Source organism: Salinimicrobium catena, from assembly GCF_900102915.1.
GTDB classification, from domain to species: Bacteria; Bacteroidota; Bacteroidia; order Flavobacteriales; family Flavobacteriaceae; genus Salinimicrobium; species Salinimicrobium catena.
Map to the genome: position 1 here is coordinate 243,235 of NZ_FNGG01000003.1, position 23,723 is coordinate 266,957.

16 protein-coding genes are annotated in these 23,723 nt (G+C 44.2%); 6 read left to right on the forward strand and 10 right to left on the reverse strand.

What is annotated here, in order from left to right; genetic code table 11:
* Positions 1-4: 4 nt before the first annotated feature.
* The gene (gene ppsA, locus BLS64_RS08945) at positions 5-2,389 is read right to left on the reverse strand and encodes a phosphoenolpyruvate synthase (protein ID WP_093113176.1); all 2,385 of its coding nucleotides are present in this window, start codon (positions 2,387-2,389) and stop codon (positions 5-7) included.
* Between the two features lie 18 nt (positions 2,390-2,407).
* Entirely contained in the window at positions 2,408-2,794 is a 387-nt protein-coding gene (locus BLS64_RS08950) for a hypothetical protein (RefSeq protein WP_093113177.1), read from the reverse strand.
* A gap of 135 nt (positions 2,795-2,929) precedes the next feature.
* On the opposite strand from BLS64_RS08950, the gene BLS64_RS08955 reads away from it, so the two are divergent.
* Genes BLS64_RS08955 through BLS64_RS08970 form a run of 4 tightly spaced genes read left to right on the forward strand, consistent with a single transcriptional unit; the run spans position 2,930 to position 6,693 of the window.
* Complete coding sequence (locus BLS64_RS08955; protein ID WP_245693405.1) at positions 2,930-3,985, forward strand: efflux RND transporter periplasmic adaptor subunit; 1,056 nt, start codon at positions 2,930-2,932, stop codon at positions 3,983-3,985.
* Complete coding sequence (locus BLS64_RS08960) at positions 3,982-5,244, forward strand: ABC transporter permease (protein WP_093113179.1); 1,263 nt, start codon at positions 3,982-3,984, stop codon at positions 5,242-5,244. The genes BLS64_RS08955 and BLS64_RS08960 overlap by 4 nt, the downstream gene beginning before the upstream one ends.
* 5 nt (positions 5,245-5,249) lie before the next feature.
* Positions 5,250-5,924, forward strand: coding sequence for an ABC transporter ATP-binding protein (locus BLS64_RS08965; RefSeq protein WP_093113180.1), 675 nt, complete (start codon positions 5,250-5,252; stop codon positions 5,922-5,924).
* Positions 5,925-5,982: 58 nt separating this feature from the next.
* The gene (locus BLS64_RS08970) at positions 5,983-6,693 is read left to right on the forward strand and encodes a DUF6064 family protein (RefSeq protein WP_093113181.1); all 711 of its coding nucleotides are present in this window, start codon (positions 5,983-5,985) and stop codon (positions 6,691-6,693) included.
* Here BLS64_RS08970 and BLS64_RS08975 read toward each other — a convergent pair.
* The 8 genes from BLS64_RS08975 to BLS64_RS09010 all read right to left on the reverse strand — a co-directional run bounded on the left by BLS64_RS08975 (position 6,647) and on the right by BLS64_RS09010 (position 16,333).
* Complete coding sequence (locus tag BLS64_RS08975) at positions 6,647-7,510, reverse strand: universal stress protein (protein ID WP_093113182.1); 864 nt, start codon at positions 7,508-7,510, stop codon at positions 6,647-6,649. The genes BLS64_RS08970 and BLS64_RS08975 overlap by 47 nt on opposite strands.
* 68 nt (positions 7,511-7,578) lie before the next feature.
* Positions 7,579-8,151 (reverse strand): pseudouridine synthase, encoded by a 573-nt coding sequence (locus tag BLS64_RS08980; protein WP_093113183.1) that lies wholly within the window; start codon positions 8,149-8,151, stop codon positions 7,579-7,581.
* A gap of 185 nt (positions 8,152-8,336) precedes the next feature.
* Positions 8,337-9,086: a helix-turn-helix transcriptional regulator gene (locus tag BLS64_RS08985; protein WP_093113184.1), complete on the reverse strand. Its 750-nt coding sequence runs from the start codon at positions 9,084-9,086 to the stop codon at positions 8,337-8,339.
* 109 nt (positions 9,087-9,195) lie between these two features.
* Positions 9,196-9,852 (reverse strand): helix-turn-helix transcriptional regulator, encoded by a 657-nt coding sequence (locus tag BLS64_RS08990; protein ID WP_093113185.1) that lies wholly within the window; start codon positions 9,850-9,852, stop codon positions 9,196-9,198.
* A gap of 102 nt (positions 9,853-9,954) precedes the next feature.
* Entirely contained in the window at positions 9,955-10,635 is a 681-nt protein-coding gene (locus tag BLS64_RS08995) for a type 1 glutamine amidotransferase domain-containing protein (protein ID WP_218124608.1), read from the reverse strand.
* A 101-nt stretch (positions 10,636-10,736) separates the two neighbouring features.
* Positions 10,737-13,757, reverse strand: coding sequence for an AAA family ATPase (locus BLS64_RS09000; RefSeq protein WP_093113186.1), 3,021 nt, complete (start codon positions 13,755-13,757; stop codon positions 10,737-10,739).
* A 3-nt stretch (positions 13,758-13,760) separates the two neighbouring features.
* A complete protein-coding gene (locus BLS64_RS09005) occupies positions 13,761-14,978 on the reverse strand; it encodes an exonuclease SbcCD subunit D C-terminal domain-containing protein (RefSeq protein WP_093113187.1) in 1,218 nt (405 codons plus the stop codon).
* 209 nt (positions 14,979-15,187) lie between these two features.
* Entirely contained in the window at positions 15,188-16,333 is a 1,146-nt protein-coding gene (locus BLS64_RS09010; protein WP_176763457.1) for a carboxypeptidase-like regulatory domain-containing protein, read from the reverse strand.
* A 487-nt stretch (positions 16,334-16,820) separates the two neighbouring features.
* Between BLS64_RS09010 and BLS64_RS09015 the strand changes: the two genes are divergently transcribed.
* Together BLS64_RS09015 and BLS64_RS09020 are read left to right on the forward strand one after the other, a co-directional pair.
* Positions 16,821-19,715: a MopE-related protein gene (locus tag BLS64_RS09015; RefSeq protein WP_176763458.1), complete on the forward strand. Its 2,895-nt coding sequence runs from the start codon at positions 16,821-16,823 to the stop codon at positions 19,713-19,715.
* Positions 19,716-20,067: 352 nt separating this feature from the next.
* Complete coding sequence (locus BLS64_RS09020) at positions 20,068-23,721, forward strand: chemotaxis protein CheB (protein WP_093113190.1); 3,654 nt, start codon at positions 20,068-20,070, stop codon at positions 23,719-23,721.
* Positions 23,722-23,723 lie beyond the last annotated feature (2 nt).

A 23,723-nucleotide genomic window follows, 5' to 3' on the forward strand; every position in this document is an offset into this window, starting at 1 on the left:
GATATTAGGTTTCCACTTTTCTGTTCTCTTCTGCCCGGTTGATATTGTTAATCCCGTTCAGCAAGGCATCGGGGTTAAATGAAATACTGCTGATCCCTTCGTTAACCAAAAAGGAGGCGAAGTCCGCGAAATCACTGGGAGCCTGTCCACATAGTCCGATCTTTTTACCCGCTTTTTTAGCTTTTTGAATGGCCATGGAGATCATCTTTTTTGCCGCGGCGTCATTCTCGTCAAATAACGAACCCATCATCTGCGAATCCCTGTCAATTCCCAGGGTTAGTTGGGTTAGGTCATTGGAGCCTATTGAAAAACCGTCAAAGATCTCTGCAAATTCTTCAAGTAAGATCACGTTGCTGGGGATCTCTACCATCACATAGACCTCCAGTCCCTTGTCGCCCTGCTTCAATCCGTTTTGGGCCATTATTTCTACCACTTTTTTACCCTCCTCAATGGTACGGCAAAAAGGGATCATCACCTTCACATTTTCAAGCCCCATCTCGTCCCTCACTCTTTGAATGGCTCTGCATTCCAGGGCAAACCCGTCTTTATAGAGATCGCTGTAGTACCTTGAAGCTCCTCTAAAGCCAAGCATTGGGTTCTCTTCTTTGGGTTCAAACTGGGTGCCGCCAATAAGATTGGCATATTCATTCGTTTTAAAATCACTCATTCTTACGATCACCTCTTTAGGATAAAATGCCGCCGCCATACTTGCAATTCCCTGGCTAAGTTGATCAATGAAATAATCTTCTTTCCTTCCGTAGTCTGCCGTTAGTTCCTCTATTTTTTTCCTGGTTTCGGGATCTTCCAGTTCCTCAAATTTGATCAGGGACATGGGATGCACTTTGACCATATGGGTGATGATGAATTCCATACGCAGCAGGCCAACCCCGTTGTTTGGGTAAAATGAAAGCTGAAAGGCCATTTCGGGATCTGAAAGAATAAGCTTGGCTTCGGTTCCCGGAAGTTTTATCTGGTCGAAATCAAGTTCCTGTTTCTCATATTCCAGGCTGCCTTTGTAGACAATTCCGGTCTTTCCTTCGGCACAGGATACGGTGACCGTCTCTCCGTCACTAATGTTCTGAGTGGCAAAATATGTACCTACCACGGCAGGCACTCCCAGTTCACGGGCTACAATGGCGGCGTGGCTGGTTCTTCCGCCACGATCGGTAATGACACCAGCGACCCTTTTTAAGATGGGGTCCCAGTCCGGACTTGTGGTTTCGGTGATGAGGATGTCTCCCTCCTGCAGTTTGTCGGCTTCACGGGGTGACTCTAAAATGCGGGCGGTACCTACCGCGATCTTTGATCCTATGGCATTGCCTTTTACCAGGATCTCTCCTTTGTCCTTTAGCCTGTACTCGAACTGAAGCTCCTCTTTAAGAGTGTGATGAACGGTCTCGGGCCGGGCCTGGGTAATGAACAATTCATTGGAGATCCCGTCTTTTGCCCATTCAATATCCATAGCCTTTCCATAATGTTGTTCGATCAACAGGGCCCAACGGCCAAGGGTAAGAACTTCCTCATCATTCAGAACGTACTGGTCCTGTTTGGAGGCTTCTGTCTCAATGTTTACAGTTGATGAATGTCCGTTAGAGGCGGCATAGACCATGGTTTTTTCCTTACGCCCCAGTTTTTTCTGAATAATGGCTTGTTTGTCCTTTTGCAGGGTAGGCTTAAAAATGAAAAATTCATCGGGGTTTACCGTTCCCTGCACAATATTCTCCCCAAGTCCCCATACTCCCGATAGATGTATCACATCCCTAAAACCAGATTCCGGTTCTATGGTAAAGCCCACGCCCGAGCAGCCACGGTCTGAGCGTACCATTTTCTGCACGCCTACCGAGAGTGCTACCTCGCTATGCTCAAATCCCTGATCTTCCCTATATTTTATGGCCCGGTCTGTATATAAAGAGGCGTAGCATTTCTGAACTGCCTGCAGCAGGGCCTCTTTTCCGGAAATATTCAGATACGATTCATGCTGGCCTGCGAAACTGGCCTGGGGGAGATCCTCTGCCGTGGCACTGCTGCGAACGGCCACCTGGACGTCCTTTTGATCTCCCAGTTCATTGTAGGCAGCAACAATCGCCTTCGCAAGTTCTTCAGGAAGTCGGGCGTTCATTATAGTCTCCCTGGCTTTTTTTCCGGTTTCGGAAAGATTGGTATAATTCTCATGATCCAGTTGCTGCATGAGCTGCTTCAGGTTCTCTTCCAGGTCATTTTCCTTCAGGAATACCCAAAAAGCTTCAGAAGTGGTGGCGAAGCCGTTGGGCACCTGTACACCTTCCGAAGAAAGCTCATTATACATCTCTCCTAAAGAGGCATTTTTTCCTCCTACCAGGGGAACATCTTCTATAGATAACTCTGAAAATTTTTTGATAAGGTCTTTCATTTTCGATCTTTTTTAATTCTAATACATCACGACCTGATAGCCTACATTGAGCAAGAAAACCCCCAGCAGGAACAGTAAAAAGTAGAGGAGCTGGATTAGTTTCACGTTGATCACCGCCAATTTACGGCTGGTGTGGGTGGGAAAAATGAACAGCCCCAGTCCAGAGAAAAGGGCTATCCAGCCAAGCAGGGTTATAATGAATCGCCAGTCTGGCTCCCACACGTTGTGGAACAGAACATTCAAAAGGCCGATCACAATGGCTGTAAAAGCGATAAGGATCTGGAATTTCTGGTCTTTAAGATCGGCATTGATCTGCTTGATCCTTTCCGGATTGAAACTAAGGATGAAAAAGAAGATCAGCAGATACCAACCCCAGAATTTGGCTAAGAAATAGGAGATCTCCATAGCTTTGAGACTTTGATTAAATTTACTATGACCCAGCCATTTATAATATGATATATGTCATTCGGAAAGGGCTGAGTATCGGTTAATTTTGGGAAAAGATTTTGTATGGTTCGGTTGCTGCACGCAATTTTTCTAATGTTCCTGCTTATTTCCTGCGGAAATGAGCAGGAAAAGACCTATCCCGTTAAAACCGGAATTACAGAATCGGTCTATTCTTCGGTGACCATACAGCCCGATAGTCTTTACCAGGCTTACGCCCCGGTTAGCGGGCTGTTGGACGAAAACCTGGTAGAAGAGGGTGACCTGGTGGCCAAAGGGGAGGTGATCGCGCAGATCATCAACACCAGCCCAAAACTTGCCACAGAAAATGCCCGTGCCGCTCTGGACCTGGCTAAGAAAAATTATCGTGGAAGTTCAGGGATACTCAGCAGCATAGAAGAAGAACTGAAGGCAGCAAGGCTCAAGTATAAAGATGATTCCATTAATTATTACCGGCAGGAGAAATTATGGGCACAGGGGATAGGGTCTAAAGCCACTTTTGAGTCCAGGAAGCTGGCTTACGAGCTTTCATCCAATTCGCTTGAGTTGCTTCAGAAAAAGTATTCACGAACCGAAGATGAACTGCAAACCCAACTGGAGCAGGCAGAGAACACTTACCGACTTGCCCTGGTAAACACCAGGGATTTTTCGGTGACCAGCAAGATAAACGGGAAAGTCTACGCTCTGCATAAAAATCCCGGCGAGTTGATCACTTCTTCCCAGCCCCTGGCATCAATAGGAAAAGAGGAGGATTTCGTGATTGAAATGCTGGTAGATGAAGTGGATATAGTGAGGGTAAAGGTAGGACAACCCGTTCTTCTCACCTTAGATGCCTACGGAGATCACGTTTTTGAGGCCGAGGTAAGCAAGATCTATCCTGAAAAAGATGAACGCAACCAGACCTTCCTGGTTGAAGCCCTTTTTACGGAAGCACCTGAGGTGTTGTACCCCGGCCTTTCTGGAGAGGCCAATATCCTGACTGCAAAAAAAGACAGCACTTTGGTGATTCCCAGGGCGTATCTGGTGGGGAAGAATAAAGTAAAGACCAAAGATGGAGAGGTACAGGTGACTGTCGGCCTGGAGAGCCTGGATTCCGTAGAGATCCTGGAAGGGATCACTGCAGAAACCCTCATTTATAAGCCAAAGGAATGATTCAGAGGTCGGTCATAATGAGCATCGCCAAAACCCACCTGCTTAGCAAGCTGAAGCAGACGATAATCGCTGCCCTGGGTGTCACGTTTGGCATTGGTTCATATATCACGCTGGTGAGCTTTATGACCGGACTTAACAACATGCTGGACGACCTTATTTTAAATCAGACCCCACACATCCATATTTATAATGAGATACAGCCGTCAAAGCAGCAGCCCGTAGATATTTATGAGGCTTTGAGCGGTTCTTTAAATATGGTGAGGTCCATCAAACCAAAGCAGACTCAAAAAAAGATCCACAATGCGCAACCGCTGATCGATCTTTTAGAGAAGGACCCTCGGGTGAGGGGCGCTTTGCCACAGGTGAAGACGCAGATATTTTATATCGCCGGGCCCATAGACCTGGGAGGAAACCTAACCGGGGTAAATATTCTGCAGGAAGCGGAACTCTCAAATCTTGGTGACTACATAGTTGAGGGAAGTCCGCAAGACCTTGAAAATACCGCCAATGCGATCATTCTTGGTTCCGGCGTAGCAGAAAAGATGTCCCTTGAAATAGGGGAAAGGGTTCAGGTGAATACGGTGCAGGGAGAGCTTTTCCCGCTTAAAGTGGTCGGGATCTACCAGAGCGGAATTTCAGATATTGATAATATACAGAGCTATACCAACCTTAAAACCGCGCAGAAGATCCTGGGGCAGCCTGAAAATTACATCACAGACATAAACGTTAAACTTTATGATACAGATGACGCTGTTGGTTTGGCAAAGAAGATAGAGGAACAATACGGGCTACGAGCTGTAGATGTGCAAACGGCCAATGCGCAGTTCGAAACGGGAAATACGGTAAGGAATCTCATTTCCTACTCGGTATCGGTGACTTTGCTGCTGGTGGCAGGTTTTGGGATCTACAATATCCTGAATATGCTTATCTACGAAAAAATGAACGATATAGCCATTTTGAAGGCGACAGGTTTTACGGGCAGGGATGTGCAATGGGTATTTATGAGCCAGGCTCTTATCATTGGGATCATTGGCGGGGTCACCGGGTTGTTGGTCGGGTACCTGCTTTCGGTGGTGATAAGCAATACACCTTTTGAGACAGAGGCATTGCCCACCATAGAGACCTATCCGGTGAATTTTGATCCGTGGTTCTATATCATCGGGATCAGTTTTGCAATAGTTGCCACTTTCCTTGCCGGATATCTTCCCTCTAAAAGAGCGAAAAAAATAGATCCGGTTAGGATCATAAATCGATTATAAGCAGGATGGAAAACATACTCGAAGCCAGGAATATCAACAAACATTTTAAAAAGCCGGTACTTTTTCACGTGCTGAAGGATATCTCTTTTTCGGTGAAAGAGGGGGAATTCGCCTCTATTATGGGAAAATCTGGCTGTGGAAAGTCCACGTTGCTTTATGTGCTTTCTACCATGGATACAGATTATGAAGGCCAGCTGTTCCTGCACGGGGAACTTGTTTCGGGCCAGCCTGCAGACAAGCTTGCTTACATAAGGAACAAGCACATAGGTTTCGTGTTTCAGTTCCATTATCTTTTAGCTGAATTCACCGTACTGGAAAATGTGATGCTGCCGGCCCGGAAGCTGGCCGAAAGATCCTACGAGGAAATTGAGCAGAAGGCCATGGAGAAACTACAGATCCTTGGAATTGACAAACTCGCTCTGAAAAAGGCATCCCAAATTTCGGGCGGGGAGAAACAAAGGGTCGCCATCGCACGGGCACTTATCAACGATCCCGTCATTATCATGGGAGATGAGCCAACGGGGAACCTCGACAGTCATAATTCAGAGAACGTTTTCAATATTTTTAGAGAACTCAGCGATGAGCAGGGACTATCCCTGCTAATTGTAACTCACGACCAGGATTTCGCCGACAAGACCGATCGCATCATTCAAATGGAAGACGGCAGGATCTTAGCCTGATATTTGTCATTTTTATAACCCTTTGCATCAGCTATCTTTAAAAGGTAACTCTTTGGTCATGCCTTTTACTTCAGATGAATTCCTCAACCTGTTCGAAGAATACAATCTTTCTTTGTGGCCGCTGCAAATGCTGCTTTATCTTCTCGGCATCTTTGCCATCACCTTTATTATGATAAGAAAAAGAACAGAAGGAGTGGCGGTCAATGTAGCATTGGCTATACTTTGGTTCTGGATGGGAGCTGTATATCACCTGCTATATTTTAGTACCATTAATTCCCTTGCCTTCCTGTTTGGAATTTTTTTCATTATTCAATCGGCAATATTTATCTGGAGCGGGGTTTTGGGAAAACAGCTGGTGTATAGGTGGAAACTGGATATTAAAGGCATCGTAGGATTTCTGTTCGTGATATTTTCATTCCTGGTTTATCCATTTTTATCTGCTTTTTTCGGCCATTCCTATCCTCAGACTCCCACCTTCGGGCTTCCGTGCCCCACGACCATTTTTACCTTCGGAATTTTATTGTTCTCGGCAAAAAAGCTTCCGTGGTATATCTTTATTATTCCCTTGCTGTGGAGTTTCATCGGCTTTTCCGCAGCTCTTAATCTGGATATGAAAGAGGATTACAGCCTTCTGGTGGCCGGAATTACAGGGGCCTTGTTCCTTATCTTTTCGAAGTATCCGAAGAACAATGGGAGGGAAGTCAGCCTTAAAAAAAAGCTTTTTATTCTTCATCTTTTTCGTCTCCCTCTTCCTTACTATGCAGAATGAATAGGGGAATCGTTGTGGAATAAATGATCTTTGAAAGATTCGAACCAAAAAGCCGCTCAAGGAATTCTTCTTTTTTGACAGGCAGAATATTCATGTCAATTTCCATGGACTGCACAAAGGTGTTGATGGCTTCATTGACGGGAACGTCGCTCACCTTATGGTAGGAAGGATTATAGATCTCAAAATGCTGTTTTAAAATCATCTCTTCCTCGGCTTCTGCTTCAGCATCGGCATCGGTTTTTGTGATCTTCAGAATGTGTAAACTGAAGGAATGGTTGCCGATCAGCTTCAATAATGGCTGAAGAGCTTCTTTTTCGAATTCAACCGTTTGGTCCAGGCTCAGCAATAATTGCCGAAGGGAATGGAAAGTGGCATTTTCGGGAATGATCAGCAAAGGCGAATCTACCTTCCTGATCACTCTAAGGGTGTGGCTTCCAAAGATCCTTTCCTGGGCATCAGAAACCCCATCGGTGCCCATTGCAATAAGGTCGATATTTTCGGTTTCGATGAATTTATTGATGGAGTCGGTAAAAACATTGTAATCTGTTATAGCATCGTATTGAAAATCTTCCCCGGCGCAATTTTTCTCCATTTTAGCAATGAGCTTGTCCAGTTTACGCTTGTTTTCTGAAATAAGGATGTCGTAGAGAGAGGCATCTGTAGAAGCCTGCATGAGATCTCCGCTGGTATAGCTGGAAGATTTGTAAACGCTTAAAAGATGAAAAGTACAGGAGGTGCCTTTGAAAAGGTTCAGCACATACAAAATGGCATTTGTGGAGCATTTTGAGAAATCGGTGGGCAAAAGGATGTTTTTCATCGCTACAGGATTTATACCTTTAATTTAAGGAATACTCTTAAGTGCAGCAATGACAGCCGTCAATTTTATTAGTAGCTGAATTCTTCCACTTCCCTTACTTCTCCTGCATCCATATTATCAAGCAGTTCGTTGCCGACCCTTACCCTGACAAGCCGCAAGGTTGGAAAACCTACAGCGGCGGTCATCTTCTTTACCTGGCGGAATTTTCCTTCTGTAAGAGTCACACTTATCCAGCTGGTTGGGCCATGCCTTTCATCCCTTATCTTTTTGGCGCGTTCTGGAAAACTGGGAGAGGAGGAGAGTATGGAGGCTTTGCAGGGATTGGTCATGTATTTTTTCCCCTGGATCCCGATTTCCACTCCGCAGGTCATTTTCTCTATGGCCGTTTCATCTATGAGACCATCCACCTGAACATAGTATTCCTTTTCTACCTTCCTGCCGGTGATATCTGCGCTTACCTTGCCATCGGTGGTAAGTAAGAGGAGGCCTTCAGAATCCTGGTCAAGCCTTCCTATAGACATGGTGGCCTCAGGGAAATCAAATAGTTCCCCCAGTAACTTTTTGTTCTTCCGGGTCTTTTGATTGGTGATGAATTGACTAAGATAACCGTAGGGTTTGTATATCTTGAAATGTCGATGCACTTTCTTGTTTTGCTGCTAAAATAAGAAAAGAGATGAGATTGGATTAAAGCAGTAAAACAGCAGATTATTTGAGAATTTATAAATGTAAAGTGTACAGATAATGCTGATTTTCAGTAAAAAAATGTAAAATTCTGAAAAAATTCACCAAAAGTGGGTATTGTGTGAAGTCTCTTATTCCTCTATTTTTACAACATGAAATCGGGAAAAGATGTAATGTTAGCCCGATGGATTAAAAAATCGGGGGTGTAGGGGCCCCGATTTTTTTTATATATCAGGTCGAAAGCGTGAGCATACTCCGTGAATTCGTAGGTAGTTTGAATACCCAATTTCCTTTTTATTATTTTTCGGTGAGTGTTTACAGTGTCCACTGTGATATTCAGCTCTTCTGAAATTTCAGCAGAACTTCTTCCTAATGCCACCAGGCGCAGAACTTCTTTCGCCCGGTCGCCCAGGCTGTGGAATTTTTCAAGGTTGTTCTTGTAGAAGGTATTTTCAGCCAAAAGGCGTTCCGCTTTATTAGGGATATGTTTCATTTGATCTACTGGAAAACTGACCGTAATGGTGTGGGTAGGGTTACCGTCATTGTCCTGGTGAAATATGCGAATGGAGCCTATGTGCCACACCCATTCATCCCTGTCCTTGAACTTTACCTGTTGAAAGAAGGTAAAGGTTTCCTTAGGATCCCTTTCCTTTAACAGCTTTTCGAGCTTTATCATGAAGCCTTCCATATCTTCATTGTTGAAGAACCGCTCATGGTACTTGCTGCCCATTTCTGAAAGTTCGCTCATGCTCACCCCCAACTGGTCCAGTCCTTTGGAACTCATATATACCGTTTTAAAGTCTGCAAAATCGACGATCTCATGGATCACGACCACCCCGGGTAGGAGTTCGGCAAAGGGTTCAAGATGTTTGATCTTGTCTTCTGCTGTTTCCAAATCTTAAAATTTTTGGTTAGACATAGCTGGCCACTACATCCTGCAGGAAAGTCGAGCTAGATTTAGGGGTAATGGTTAGTACCCAGAAATGGGTAATTGTTACAAAATTTTAAATAAGATCAAAAGATCGGGCGTACTTGGTAAACTGGTAGGTTGAAGTAATGCCAAGTTTTTGCTTTACGATCTTTCGGTGTGAATTCACTGTTTCAGTAGAAAGGTGGAGCTCTTCGGCAATTTCAGCAGAAGTTTTTCCAAGGGCTACCAGCCGCAAAACCTCTTTTCCGCGGCTGCTCAGGCTGTGAAACTTCTGGCGGTTCCTTTTAAGAAAGAAACTTTCATCAAGCATTTTTTCTGCTTTCTGCGGAATATGTTCCAGATCGCCAAGGGGAAAAGCTATGGTGACAGAATGGGTGGGAAAGCCATTATCATCCTTGTAAAAGACTTTAATGGTGGAATTATACCAAACGTATTCTTCTCCTTCTTTTAGTTGAACCTGGTGAAAAAAATTATAGGTATGGTCATCACCTTTTTCCTTTATCATCTTCTTAAGAAACACCAGGTAATCATCCATAAAAGCTTCATTTAGAAACCTTTTATTGTAATCTTCCCCAACTTTCTTCAGTTCTTCAAGGTTCATCCCAATAAGGTCCAATCCCATTGAAGACATGTACAATGGTGCAAATCCTTCGATTTTATGGATCACCACCACCCCGGGTAGATGTTCGGCTACCGGCGCAAATTGCTCGATTTTTTCTTCGATCGTCATAGTAATGGCAAAGAAAGTAAATTCGTTCTTCCTGAAATCACTAAACTGCCAAAAAATCGGTAGTATTCACGGGTTGAAAGGGGCAAGAGGATGTAACCGACTTCAGCCGAGTAGCTTGATGACCTCTTTTGCCGCTTTTTCTGCGGAAGCCGGATTTTGCCCTGTCACTAACCTTCCTGAAACCTTTACTTTCGAAGTGAAGGGAATGGTCGCAGAGGTATATTTGGCTCCCAAAGTTTTTAAACGGTCTTCAAGGCTAAAAGGGATGTTGTCTCTCAAGCCCACCATTTTTTCCTCGGCATTAGAAAAGGCGGTCACTTCTTTGTCTATCAGCAGCTCGGGTTCTTCTATGGCTGCCGTTAGAAGGGCAGCAGGGCCGTGACAAATGGCGCCGATAGGTTTCTGCTGGCGGTAAAAATCCACTACCAGGTGTGCCGTGATCTCATCAGTGGCCAGGTCACCCATTGGGCCGTGCCCGCCGGGAAAGAAAACAGCGTCAAAATCCTCTGCGTGCAGGTCTTCTAATTTATTAGTGAATTCAAAGTCTTTTTGTGCTTTTTCGTCCTTCTGAAACCTCCTGTTGGAGGAGGTAATATTTTCGGTGAGCTGGCTGCGCGGATCAACCGGTGGTTTTCCTCCCTTTGGGCTCGCCAGTGTCACTTCATATCCTTTATCTATGAATTCGTAGTAGGGGTCTGTAAATTCTCCCAGCCAAACTCCTGTTTTTGAATCGGTGTTTACCAGGTCGCTGTGCGAGGTAAGCACCATCAAGATCTTTTTCATCTCTTCAGTTTTGGTTAGTGGTTTGAATTTAAGAGTTTTAAATGAAACCGGGAAAGCCTCCTTTCATTTTATTATTTTATTAATAAAAAGAGGCTTTATGTTCAGGAAGTCACCTCAAGGGAGCTGTAGCCCTGCCCGTTCCTTTTTAGCCTTACCTGCGTTGCGATACGTTCTTTTAATGAATCCACATGGCTGATGATCCCGATGGTCTTTGAAGATTCGGCCTGTAGTTTCTCCAGGGTGGTCAATGTTTGATCAAGCGTTTCGGGATCCAGGGTTCCAAAACCTTCATCTATGAAAAGGCTGTTGATCTCCACATTTTTGGAGGCCAGGTCAGACAGGGCCAGGGCCATCGACAAACTAAGGATAAAGGTCTCTCCTCCCGAAAGTGTCTTTACCGATCTTCGCTGCCCGCCCATGTGCTCGTCTATGGCTACGAGGCTGTCATCTTCGCCCGCTTCAGGCTTATCAATTTTGTATCGATCGCTAAGATCTTTTAATCGGATATTGGCCAGCCGCAACAACTGGGAAAGGCTCAGGTCCTGCGCAAAATCGTTGAACTTCTTGCCGGTGGCATCGCCAATTAACTGGTTTAGTAATTCCCAGCGGCGAATGTGCTGTTTTTCTGATTGCAGACTCTGTTCGATCTTTTTGATCCTGGCCTGCAGTTTCTCATCGTTCCTTATCTTCCATCTTAGTTCTTCAAACTCTGCAGTGATATTTTTAAGGTTCGTTCGTTTCTCCTGCAGCTTTTGTTCCAGCTCTTCTGAAGTTGCTTCCACCTCATTCTCCCGAAGCTTTTCCAGCTGTGCGTTCAGAGTTTTCAAAGCAGATCGTATTTCTTTATTTCTGGAGTTTAGTTCTTCCCGTTGTCTTCGAAGCTCAACATATCGCGCTTCCGGGAGTAATCGCTCCAAGGCTTCAGAAATTGATCTGCAGCCCTTCTCTTTTATCTTTAACTCTAACTCCTTTTCAAGCTCCTGTAGTTGGCTGCGCCTGGTTATCAGTTTTTGTTCCAGGTCGGCTTTTTGTCTGGCCAGGCTCTTTTTATTATGCTGAAATTCGGTCCACCTGTTTTGCAGGTCGAGGCAATCCTTCTGAATATTATTTCCGGTATATAAAGAATCCAGCTGTTCCTTTATTCCCTTGCCTTCTTCAAGCACCAGCTTAAGCTCTTCGATCAACGGAAGTCCCGCAGAAATGGCCTTTAGCTTTCTATCCTCTTGCTGATGGGTTTCCAGCTGCTGCATTTGTTCTTCATAACCTGCGCAAAGTTCTTCCCAATTCACTTCTTCCGCCGTCATGAATTCAGAAAATTCCTCTTTGAATTCACTTTTTTGAAGATCGAGCTCCTGTTCCATTCGTTGAGCCTCTTTTTGAAGCGCCGAGGTTCGCTGTTCATGGTGCTGTAAAGTGGTTTTTTCGGCGACTATTTTGCTTTGCAGGTCTTTCAGCCGGGTTTCGGTGGTTTTTAACTCTTCCCTTAGTCCGGTTTCCTGCTGCGGAAGGTCTGTCGCGAAGGGATGTTCCAGCGCCCCGCAAAGCGGACAGGGTTCCCCGTCTTTTAAATGTGCCCGGTGCTCTTCTAAACTTGCCTGTAACACCTGGTTTTGGAGCTTTAACTGGAGCTTCTCCAATCTTTCTGAAAGTGTTGCGGCTTGCGCCTGTTTTAGCTCTAAGTCCTTCGGAAGGCTTTGCAGGTGGGGGAGAAGCTCTTCCTGTTCTTTGTGGTTTTTGAGAAGTTCAGCTGAAAGATTTTCAATTGCCCCGAACTTCTTATGAGCCAGGCGGGCTTTTTCCAGTTCTCTTTTCAGCCTCAATTTTTCTTCTCCCGCTTCCTCCAGGTCAATATTTTCCAGGCAGGAACTTAACCCTTCCAATTTCTTCCTGCTCAAAAACTGCATTTCCAGCAGTTTCTTTTCCGAAGCTTCAAGGTCCCCGTTCAGTTGAAAGGGCACCTCCCTCACTTCAAGATCGAACTGCCGCTTCAGGTTTTCATAAGAGCTCAATTTCTCCTTTCGTGCCTGCTGCAATTGCTGGATGTTCTTAAGAAAACGCTGCAGATTATCTTCCACTTCTTCGGCTGCAGAATTTGCCTGAATGAAATCGCTTACCTCTTTAAGGCAGTTGAAAATTCCTTTTTCGACCTCTTCTTCTTTTTGAACTGTTAGAGAGATCTCTTTTTGCAAGTCGTTCAGGGTTTCGGTATGGCTTCTCCAGGCCCGCAGCTCTTCGGCGAAAAGCTGTATTTCCTCATGCTTCTGCAAAAGGATATTTTCAGCTTCGAATTTTTTCCAGTCCTGCTCAACCTCCAACTTTAGTTTTTCCTGTTCGGCTATCTGTCTTTGCTGATCCCTGATGTTCTTTTTCAGGTCCAGGCTTTTTTCAAGTTCATTTATCTGCTTTTCAAGTGGCGAGATCTGTTCTTCCTTTTCCTGAAAGGACTTCCGCAGGACCTTTAGCTGCTCTTCATCCAGCAGCTCCTTCTGCAGCAGTTCTATTTCCTTGCGCCTGTCTTCTATCTGGGCATTCGCCTCCTTATACTTCTGAAAGGCCCTGATGCCCACCTGCCTGTAAATGCCGGTGCCGGTGATCTTTTCCAGAAGTTCTCCTCTTTCGTCTTTTTTGGCTCTGAGAAATTGAGCGAATTCCCCCTGGGCCAGCAAAACAGATTTGATGAACTGGTTATAGTTAAGCCCTATTAACTCCTCGTTCTTTGCAGGGACATCAGATTTTTTCAGGTCCAGCGCTTTTCCTGTCGCAAGATCAAAGATCTGCATCTCGTAATCTCGCAGGTTGTTGTTGCTGTTGGTGGAAATGCTCCACAGGGAAGCAAAAACACCGCTTCCTGATTCATAAGTGACCTGTGCAAAAGCTTCTTTTTGATTGCGGGTAAGAATAGCACCCTTGTTCAGGATCTCGTTCTTTGAGATCCTGCCCAGCCGTGGCACCTGGTTGAAAAGTGCCAGGGAGATGACATCCAGAATGGTACTTTTTCCACTGCCTGTGGGGCCGGTGATCGCGAAAAGAGAACTGGAGGTGAAGGGAGCTGCAGAAAAATCAATTTCGTGGGTCCCTTTCAAAGAATTTATATTCTGAAATTCGATTTTTAAGATCTTCATAAACTACAGTTTTTCATCCTGGTTAACTTCCTCCATGATCTCGTCAAAGGCGCTGAGGATCTCCTGCCGTGTCTCCTCTTCATATTCATGGTTGGCGATAAGTTCCAGGAAAACATCTTTTGGTTTCAGGTCTTGCAGAGCAACGCCTGTTTCGTAGGCTTCAGAGGCGCCTTTTCTTTGTTTCTGAAAGGTGGCCCGGTGTTTTACGATGCGGTAACCCGGCTTGTTAAAATTAGAGACCAGCTCATCCAGATCGTAAAGCTTAACGGCGTCATATTGTTCTTCCAGCAATTCTACTTCAATAAGGCTTTCCAGCTCTTTTTCTTCTGAAAGCTCTTGCAGCTTTTGGCGCAGTTCTTCCAGGTTTCCGCTTACCTTCAGAAGTTTTCTGAAAGAAGGGATGTTAATACTCCGTGGTTCCCAGCCGGTTTGAGTGTCGATCAACAACACCCTTTTTTCATCTTTTCTTTCGCTGAAAGACAGGGGCAGGGGAGAACCACTGTAGAAGGCGGGCACCGCAGCCGAAACCCGCTGGGGTTTATGGATGTGGCCCAGGGCGATATAGCTGAAGTGATCGCCAAAGCGAGAGGCTTCAAAGGCCGCCTGGTTGCCCAGCTGAATATCGCGCTCGCTCTCTGAAGTCTCTATTCCTGCGGCAAATAAATGGCCCATAGCCACCACGGGAATTCCCGGGTATTCTTTTCTGCAGAGATCTGCAGCTCCAATAAAGCAATTCTGGATACCTTTTCTGGTGGCCTCCAGCCGGTCTTCATAGGTGATGCCATCATTGGCACTCCGCAGGTCAGAATCCCTCAGGAAGGGCAAGGCAGCCACAAGCAGTTCGGGCTGGCCCTCTTTTCCGAAGACTGGAATAACGACCTCTTCCATACTTTCAGGCAATCCTCCAATGATGTGTATATCGAGTTCCCGAAGCACTTCTTTAGGAGCATCGAGCATGGCCGGGGAATCGTGGTTTCCGCCGGTCAAAATGATCTTGCAGTCGAACCGCTTCAGTTTTATGAGCGCCCGGTAGTATTGTTTCCTGGCTTCGGAAGAGGGGTTGGCAAGGTCAAAAACATCTCCCGAAATAAGCAGCAGCTCAACCTGCTCCTTTTCAAGCAGCTCGCAGAGCCAGTCGATGAACAGGTCAAAATCTTCGGAAAGTTCAGTTTTATGCAGTTTTTTACCAATGTGCCAGTCTGCCGTATGGAGGATCTTCATGGATCAGAAATTTTGTTTTAATCAGGGGAAAGAGGCGGGTTCGAAAATACGATATAAGCTTCTTGTTTGCAAAGTAAAAAAAGGTCGGCGACAAAAGCTGTCGGTGAGCCAATTTTAATACAAAAACCGCCGAATAGAATCGGCGGCTGTCAATGATTGCTCCAGGTCACCCGGGAGCTATTTTTTAGTTCTGCGAAAGAAGAAACTTGTTAGTTTTCTTCAAGCCTCTTCCTTATCTTATCTATGGCATTTTCAATAGATTTATCGGGTTCAATGATGTTGTTCTCACCCCAGAAACCTACATCGGCAAATCCCGATATGTCATCGGCCATTACCACTCTGTTGCTTAAAAATGTATTATCCTTCTTAACTTTACCTTCAGTATTGATCTTCCAGTCGGTAACTGCCAATTCACTGCTCACTTTGTACCGGGAATTGAAAAGGCGGCGTTTCCAGTTGACCACGAATTCCAGGTTTGTGTTGCCATAGCCGTAATACCACCTTCCGTCCCGCTCCCTATACTGAATATCGTAGTGAACCTCTACCGGATAGACTTTGGTGCCGCCGGGTTTCTTTTTCACGAAAAGATCGGTTGCCGCAGAGCGGTTGTCCACGTTTAAATTAAAAGAAGCTTTTACAAGGGTGAAGGAGCGTGCGTCAATATAGAGTTTCCCGTAATACCATGGCATTCCCTGGTCTTCTTCTTTAAAGTTAACAACGTAGAGATACCGGTCGTTTATTTTGGTAGGTTGATCAAAACTGAACTCGAACCTTTCCAGTTCATCCTGACCGAAGATGTACGTAGGATTTTTCATCAGGTCAATGCTTAGCGGGTTATAGGGTCCGCCTCTTAACTTCAGGGCTACTGTATCCAAACGGTCATAATCGGCTGTTTTTCGTGCTTTTACCAAAGCAATGTCGTCATCACTCATTGAGTTGTAGGGAGTTTTGTGAATAGTTACCACGGCTTCAGAAAGGGAGACGTTCTTTCTTCCGCGTTTGATGGTTTCACGGTAAAAGGCGGTCATGGTTGCCCTGTCCTCAAAGTAGTTGTTGCCGCGATTTTTCAGCATGTTTTCCACCACAGCTCTCGGGTCGGTATAGCTAAGAATACTTACTTCGGAAAGCTCTTCCATGGTTTCCTGTAGTTCGATCACCACGTTTTCTGACTTGAAGAATTCAAGGGGAAGCGTCCTGCTCCTGTAGCCCAGATGGGAAACGGTGACAGAAACCTCCTGCATATCAGCAGGGATCTTCAGGGAAAAATATCCGTCACTGTTTGTAACGGTAGAAATGTTAGTGCCTTCAACAGCCAGGTAGGCGGAGTTGATAGGGTCACCGGATGAATTCACCACTTTTCCCTTGTACTCACTTACCTGGAATAAAGAGTGTTCATCGCCTGTGGAAAGCCCCCAGGATACTTGTACAAACGTGAAGAAGACAATTAAAAAACTCAGTTTCCTGCAAAAAAAGATAGGTGCATTATTCATGGTAGTAGAGATTAAAAGATAGTCTCCCTAATTTACTGAAAAATAGTTAATTATTTAAGCTCTGGGAAAAAGAATAGAAAGGATCAAATAAAGATAAAATGGTTTGTAGGGTATTACTTCTTCCGATGTTTTGATGCTTTTATCGAAAAATATGTATCACTTTTATTTTCAGTGGTTTAAATCGTTATATTTAAGTTGGAACTAAAAAGTATGTATTGCTATACCTGCTTTAATAGTCTTATTTATCACGTTTTTTTACAGCATCTTTCCACTTTCCCTAACCTGGAAAAGCTCATTCAATAACTTCTGCTTGTCCAAAAGCCCTACGATGGGGAAGCTATAAATGGTCAACATGGAAAAGTTTTACACGTCTTCAGGAAGGTTATTATGGAGGTCTATCTTTCAATTAAATGGAAAGATAAAGACTATTATTCTTACACCGCTAATTATCTTTTGTTTTTGCGTCAGCATGGTTGGACAGAATATCATTATTGTAGAAAGTACTAATGATGATCCCGATACTGATCTTACAGATGGAATATGCGCTGACAGGAATGGAAAATGCACCTTACGTGCAGCTATAGAAACCGCAAACCAGACTTCTGAAATTGATAAAATTATTTTTGATCTTCAGGGTACATCTCCTTTCGTCTTTAATTTAACTCAAGACCTTCCTCCTATCAAAGAAACAATTATTCTTGATGCGACCACTCAAAGTGGTTATTCCTGGTCTACACCTGTAATTGTGGTAGATGGCAAGGGAGTAGCCAGATTCGGATTTAAATTAGAGGGACAGTCCTCTGGTAGTAAAATAAAGGGTTTTGTCATGGGTAACTTCAATATGATGGGAGAAGCCGATATCCTTCAGAATGGAACTGCGATATATGCTAATTCTACAGGATCTCATCATTTTACAGGAAATTTTTTGGGTATTGCTTTTAATGGTATATCTGCATTTTCTAATACTTTCGGAATGGCATTGGTAAATAGTTCAGGAAATACAATTGGAGGGGAACAGGTAAGCGACAGAAATGTTATTTCCGGAAATTTTATACAAGATGGGTGGGGAATAGGTATTTACATTCACGGGGAAGAATCCTTTGAGAATAGGATACTGGGAAATTTTATAGGTACAGATGCAACAGGTACTCGGGCAGTTCCTAACCACTGGGGTATCGTAACGCACGTAGGAGCGAATAACACCTTCATTGGAGGTGCTACAGCGCAGGAAAGGAACGTAATTTCTGGAAATATAAGAACGGGTGTGTATGTTTTAAGTCCTGACAATGTTATCTCCGGAAATTACATTGGTCTGAGCGTGGATGGTGAAATGCTTACTGATCTTGGAGAGTCACGGCAGCAGGGTATAAGACTGTGGACTTCGTCGGCCTCGGGAAATACAATAGGAGGGCTCAATCCGGGTGAAGGCAATGTCATTTCAGGAAATATTTATTTTAATGCTATTACGATTGGTGCGTCACCAGAATATCCTATTGTTGGAAATAAGGTCCTTGGAAATTACATAGGAACTGACCCCTCTGGACAGCGGGCAATACCCAATTATAGAGGGATGTCAATAACCGCTCATGCAACTACTATTGCAAACAACGTAATTTCCGGAAATGAAAGCATCGGATTAAGTTTTCACGCTTCCAAAGACACAAAAGTGTACAATAACCTTATAGGTACCAAAGTTGATGGGGTTTCTCCTTTGGGCAATGGTGAGAATGGGATCATGATTGTGAATGGTAGTGAAAATAATGAAATAGGAAGTTCTTCATTAGGGCAGAGTAATACAATAGCATTTAATACTGGTGCCGGGATTGTTATATATTATTCTGATTACATTGGATCTCAGGTCAAAACTCAGCCTTTACAGAATTCGCTTTGGGGAAACAGAATTTTTGGAAATTCAGACATTGGAATAGATCTGAATTCTGATGGAGTTACCCAGAATGACAGGAATGATGCAGATGACGGGGCCAATCATCTTCAAAATTATCCGGATTTGAGTGAAGGAGCTTCTTTGGAGGATGGAACCTTAAATGTAAGCTATACCATTTCTTCAGAGCCCGGATATTCCGCCTTTCCATTGACCATTGATATCTACAAAAGTGATGGAAACCGGCAAGGAATAGAATATTTGGGGGAAATTATCTACACCGAGAATGATATTCCGAAAGGAAAGAATTCCGCTTCGGCTTCTTTGGTGACCCCGGCTACTAGCAGCTTACAACCGGGCAATTTAATTGTAGCCACCGCCACTGATGCTGCAGGAAATACCTCCGAATTCAGCACCGAAGTACAGGTCACTGGAAATTGTACTCTGCAAACCTGGTATGTTGATGCCGACAATGATACCTTTGGAGTAGATTCTGCGGCAACAAATATTTCATCCTGCACAAAACCTGAAGGGAATTATGTTATGATTGCCGGAGATTGCAATGATTCTGAACCGACTATAAACCCCGCTGCAGAAGACATTCCTGATGACGGGGTTGACCAGGACTGTGATGGAGCAGACGCTACAAGCTCAATAGTGGATACAGACAAGGATGGAATTGCAGATTCTGTGGATAATTGTCCTGAGGTTTCTAATCCTGACCAACTGGATGCCGATGGAAACGGGATAGGTGATGCCTGTGAAAATGCAGTCTGTATAGGAACAGATTCTTTGATCATTACCGAATGTACTTCCGGTTCAACTGTCTACTGGACCCTTTCTAACGAAGGCAGTTGTTCTACTACCGGGCGATGGGAGGTGCGTAAAAGCAATGAATCAGGAACATTTACTTTAGGGGCCGGAGAAACCACCACCTTCACCACCCAGGCGGCCTCTAAAGGACAAACTCAGGTTTCTGTTTACTGGATGGACAGCTTTGGAGGTGAGATGAAGTCTACTGTAAATGCATCAGGAACCGGTTGTAGTTCGCCTGCTTCAGTTTCTACCGTAAAAGCAGATACTTCTACTTTTCAAAATAGCGAGGAAGTAAGTGTATTTCCAAACCCCATCGATGAAACCGGATTTTACATATCCTTTCCAAATGCTCTCGGTGGACAGTCCTTTACTGCAGAGATCTATGATAACCTCGGAAGGGTCTTGGTTCAGACCATTTTTGAAGTTCCCTCAGAAGGTGGTAATATCTTCTGGAACATTGATCATAGTGGGTGGAGCGAGGGAATTTATATTCTTAATCTAATGGGACCTTATCAGCAATACCAGGTACAGCTTATGAAGGGGCTGTAGTAGACTCTCTTCAGGCTGTAGAAGAAAAAGGATATTGAGCATGTATGAAATCCGTAGATGAAACGGTTAGTAAGGATCTGGATTTAACTGGTTTTGTAGCCAGAGAATGAAATTTCATATACCGACAAAGGACATCGATTTTCAGCTGAAGTGCCTATGCGTAGGGATGCTTAACATATCATTAACAATACGTTTTGATAGATTGTGATAACTTCACGCTTCTGAAAAAAGAATTTAGTTAATTTTTGTAAAACGTTAATCTTAATGGCAAAAGCGGCCAAGGGCTGGAGTTACATCCCTTATTTTTGGACATTTAGCATATTTTAATTTAAGTTATATCCCATACATTCCCATGAGGAAAACCAATAATAATTCCCCTTCAACCCTTGCTGAGATCCCTCAAAAAGATTCTTCTGAAATAAAAGAAACCCGCATTGTGGCCATTGGTGCCAGTGCCGGTGGATTGGAGGCTTTAAAAGCATTTTTTGAGAACGTTCCCAATGACTCTCAAAATGCCTACGTAGTGATCCAGCATCTCTCTCCCGATTATAAAAGTATGATGGGGGAATTGTTGAAAAGAAATACCCAGCTTCCCATTACCGAAATTTCGGACAAAATGGATGTGAAGCCGGGAACGATCTATTTGATCCCGCCTGTCAATAATCTAATTCTCAAGGAAGGAAAGCTGTTTCTTAAAGAAAAACCTAAAGACCAAACCCTCAATCTTCCCATAGACATGTTCTTTGAATCTTTGGCGAGGGAGAGAAAGGAAAAGGCGATAGGGGTGATATTGAGTGGCACCGGCAGCGATGGAACCCGTGGTGCACGCGCCATCAAAGAAAGTGATGGAATGATCATGGTGCAGGAGCCTGATGAAGCGCAGTTCAACGGTATGCCTCAAAGTGCTATTAATACCGGCCTGGTAGATTATGTGATCCCGGTGAAGAAAATGGGAGGTGAACTTCAAAACTTCATATCTGCGCCTGAAGTTTTTCATTTTGAAGACGGAGACGTAGAGTTCGACCGATCTGAACTGATGAAGATCCTCAATTATGTCAATAAGGAAACAGGGCTGGATTTTAGGGAATACAAACGGTCCACCCTTGCCCGAAGAGTGGCGCGGCGTGTGAATGTCTGCAAATGCAGGTCTTTGGCCGAATATTATTCTTTCCTCACCTCCCGGGAAGGAGAGGTCGAGATCTTATACAGGGAATTTCTGATAGGGGTGACCAAATTTTTCAGAGATGGAAAGGTTTGGGAGTTGCTTCAGGAAAACATCATTCCAGAACTGGTGAGAGATAAGAAGGATGGAGATATTTTGAAGTTGTGGAATGTAGCCTGTAGTACCGGAGAGGAAGCCTATTCTTTTGCCATGTGCATCTTTGAGGAGATGGAAAAGCAGGAAAAGGATCTGGAGGTGAAGATCTTTGCTACAGATATCTCTGAAAAACATCTGGAAATTGGTAGTAAAGGAAAATATCCGGAAAGCATAGCCGCAGATGTACCGGCAGATTTCCTGGCAAAATATTTCATTAATAAACCCCATTCTTACCGGGTGGTGGAAAAGCTCAGGAGATCAGTAGTTTTTTCCAGGCACAACGTTATTAAAAACCCTCCTTTCAGCAATATGGACCTGGTTTCCTGCCGGAACCTGCTGATCTATTTTCAGCCTGCCATTCAAAAGAAAGCTCTGGGAGTTTTGCATTACGCACTTAAGCAAAACGGCGTGCTGGTGTTGGGTACCAGTGAAAGCGTGCAAAGTCATCGTCAGCAATTCCAGGAAATAGACCGAAAGTGGAAGATCTATCGCAATGTTAATCCTTCAAAAAGGCTTACTTCTGGAATCTCACACGCGGCAACCTCTTCTCTTCTTGAAAATATTGGCTCTAAGGAGTCGAATAAGGGAAGAACTCCAAACCGTCCCGTAAAGCAAAAGATGAACAATGAGTTCAACGAAACTCTTCTGGAGCATTTTAACGGGGCCAGTGTTTTCATAGATGACGAATACAACATCCTGGAGGCGATAGGAGAATTCAGGAAATATGCCAACCTTCCAACCAGCGGGTTTTCGATCAACCTGCTTGAAATGCTGGAGTCTGACCTCAAATATCTGGTACAGAATACCCTGAAGAAAGCAGACAAACTTCAACAGAAAGTTTATTACAAAGATGCGGCATTTAGTCATGAGGGAAAGAAAAAGGGAGTAGACATTATTGTAAAACCTTTTGAGCAACAAAACCTTGAGGGAGGGACTCATTATGTGATCACTTTCATCGAAAAGGAGCTGAAACTTGACGGCGTTGAAGAAGTCGATAATATAACCCTTACCAAGAGAACCAAAGAATATGTTTCAAATCTTGAGGAAGAATTAAAGCAGACCAAAGAGGAGCTGCAGGCTTCCCTTGAAGAGATCGAGACCAGTAACGAAGAGTTGCAGGCGGCAAACGAGGAATTACTGGCTTCTAACGAGGAGTTGCAAAGTACCAATGAGGAGCTGCAAAGTGTGAATGAGGAGATCAATACGGTCAACGCCGAGAATATTCAAAAGGTAGATGATCTCGCGGCCCTTAATGCAGATATGAACAACCTTTTGGAGAGTACTCAGATAGGTACGATCTTCCTGGATTCCTCATTGTCTATTAGAAGATTTACTCCTGCTATTAAAGAACACTTCAGTTTTCTCAATTCCGATATAGGAAGGCCTATTAGTCACTTTACCGGTAGTATGGGGAAAAATAACCTTGTAGACAGATGTAACAGGGTTTTGAACACAGGTAAGACTTTAGAAAAGGTGGTTGTCGCTAAAAATGGGAACCACTACTTAAGACGCCTGTCTCCATACATAGATTCCAACCAGAAAGTGAATGGGGTCGTGATCACCTTTATTGATGTTGAGCTTCTGCAAAAATCCAGAGAGAAGTTGCAGGCGAGTGAAAGAAGGTACAGGAGCTTCTATGAGGAAAATCCTATGATGCATATAAGTGTGGACCCTCAGAGTTCTTTGATCACCGAGTGCAATAAAATGGCGGTGAAACAACTTAAATATAAATCTAAAGAAGAGCTTATAGGACGTCCTATCTTTGACCTGTACAGTGAAGAGGCACAGTTGGAGGCAATAAAATCTAACAAGCAATTCCAGACTGACGGGAAACTGGTGAATCTGGAGCAAAAACTGCTTACCAAGAACGGCGATACCATTCCTGTTATTCTTAACGCGATAGCAGAGAGGGACGAGAATGACGCTGTGCTTTCCATCCGCTATACTTATGCTGATATTTCTGAACTTAAGGCAGTTGAAAAGAAACTACAGGAGCAGAAGGCAGATCTTGAGCGCGCCAACAGCGACCTTGAGCAATTCGTGTCCATTTGTTCCCACGATCTACAGGAACCGCTCTCCACTATTAAGTTTGGAAGTGATGTGCTTGGGAAGATCTATTCAACCAGGCTTGATGATAAGGGCAAAAACTATATCAATTATATAGAAGATGCTTCTTCCAGGCTGTCCAGGCAGATCAAAGCCTTACTCGAACATTCCAGGATTGGCCGAAATGGAAAGAAAAAGAGTGTTGACACTAAAGAGCTGGTAGAGGTGGTGAAATACGACCTTGGAAAGAGCATCAAAGACAGTGGAGCAAAAATTCACTGCGGTGACCTTCCGAAGATCATGGGGTATGAAGTGGAGCTTAGGCTGCTCTTCCAGAACCTTATCAGCAATGCCATCAAATACACCCCCGAAGATCGTAAACCTGAAGTGCGTATTTCGGCGTATAGAGAAGCAGACTACTGGATCTTTTCTGTAGTAGATAACGGGGTGGGGATCTCCAAAGAGGATCAATTAAACATATTTACCATCTTTAACCGGGTGGAAAAAGAGAGTAAGAAAGACGGAACAGGGGTAGGCCTGGCGCATGTTGAGAAGATCGTACACCTTCACGAAGGAACCATGTGGGTAGATTCACAGGTAGGTGTTGGAAGTTCCTTCTATTTCAAACTTAAAGCGGAATGATA

What these genes read in the sequence shown, in the direction of transcription:
- BLS64_RS08965 (WP_093113180.1), top strand. Translation starts at nt 5,250, where the DNA reads ATGGAAAACATACTCGAAGCCAGGAATATCAACAAACATTTTAAAAAG.
- BLS64_RS08990 (WP_093113185.1), bottom strand. Translation starts at nt 9,852, where the DNA reads ATGACGATCGAAGAAAAAATCGAGCAATTTGCGCCGGTAGCCGAACAT.
- BLS64_RS09020 (WP_093113190.1), top strand. Translation starts at nt 20,068, where the DNA reads ATGAGGAAAACCAATAATAATTCCCCTTCAACCCTTGCTGAGATCCCT.
- BLS64_RS08995 (WP_218124608.1), bottom strand. Translation starts at nt 10,635, where the DNA reads ATGAAAAAGATCTTGATGGTGCTTACCTCGCACAGCGACCTGGTAAAC.
- ppsA (WP_093113176.1), bottom strand. Translation starts at nt 2,389, where the DNA reads ATGAAAGACCTTATCAAAAAATTTTCAGAGTTATCTATAGAAGATGTT.
- BLS64_RS09015 (WP_176763458.1), top strand. Translation starts at nt 16,821, where the DNA reads ATGGAAAAGTTTTACACGTCTTCAGGAAGGTTATTATGGAGGTCTATC.
- BLS64_RS08975 (WP_093113182.1), bottom strand. Translation starts at nt 7,510, where the DNA reads ATGAAAAACATCCTTTTGCCCACCGATTTCTCAAAATGCTCCACAAAT.
- BLS64_RS09000 (WP_093113186.1), bottom strand. Translation starts at nt 13,757, where the DNA reads ATGAAGATCTTAAAAATCGAATTTCAGAATATAAATTCTTTGAAAGGG.
- BLS64_RS08960 (WP_093113179.1), top strand. Translation starts at nt 3,982, where the DNA reads ATGATTCAGAGGTCGGTCATAATGAGCATCGCCAAAACCCACCTGCTT.
- BLS64_RS08955 (WP_245693405.1), top strand. Translation starts at nt 2,930, where the DNA reads ATGTTCCTGCTTATTTCCTGCGGAAATGAGCAGGAAAAGACCTATCCC.
- BLS64_RS09005 (WP_093113187.1), bottom strand. Translation starts at nt 14,978, where the DNA reads ATGAAGATCCTCCATACGGCAGACTGGCACATTGGTAAAAAACTGCAT.
- BLS64_RS08970 (WP_093113181.1), top strand. Translation starts at nt 5,983, where the DNA reads ATGCCTTTTACTTCAGATGAATTCCTCAACCTGTTCGAAGAATACAAT.
- BLS64_RS08950 (WP_093113177.1), bottom strand. Translation starts at nt 2,794, where the DNA reads ATGGAGATCTCCTATTTCTTAGCCAAATTCTGGGGTTGGTATCTGCTG.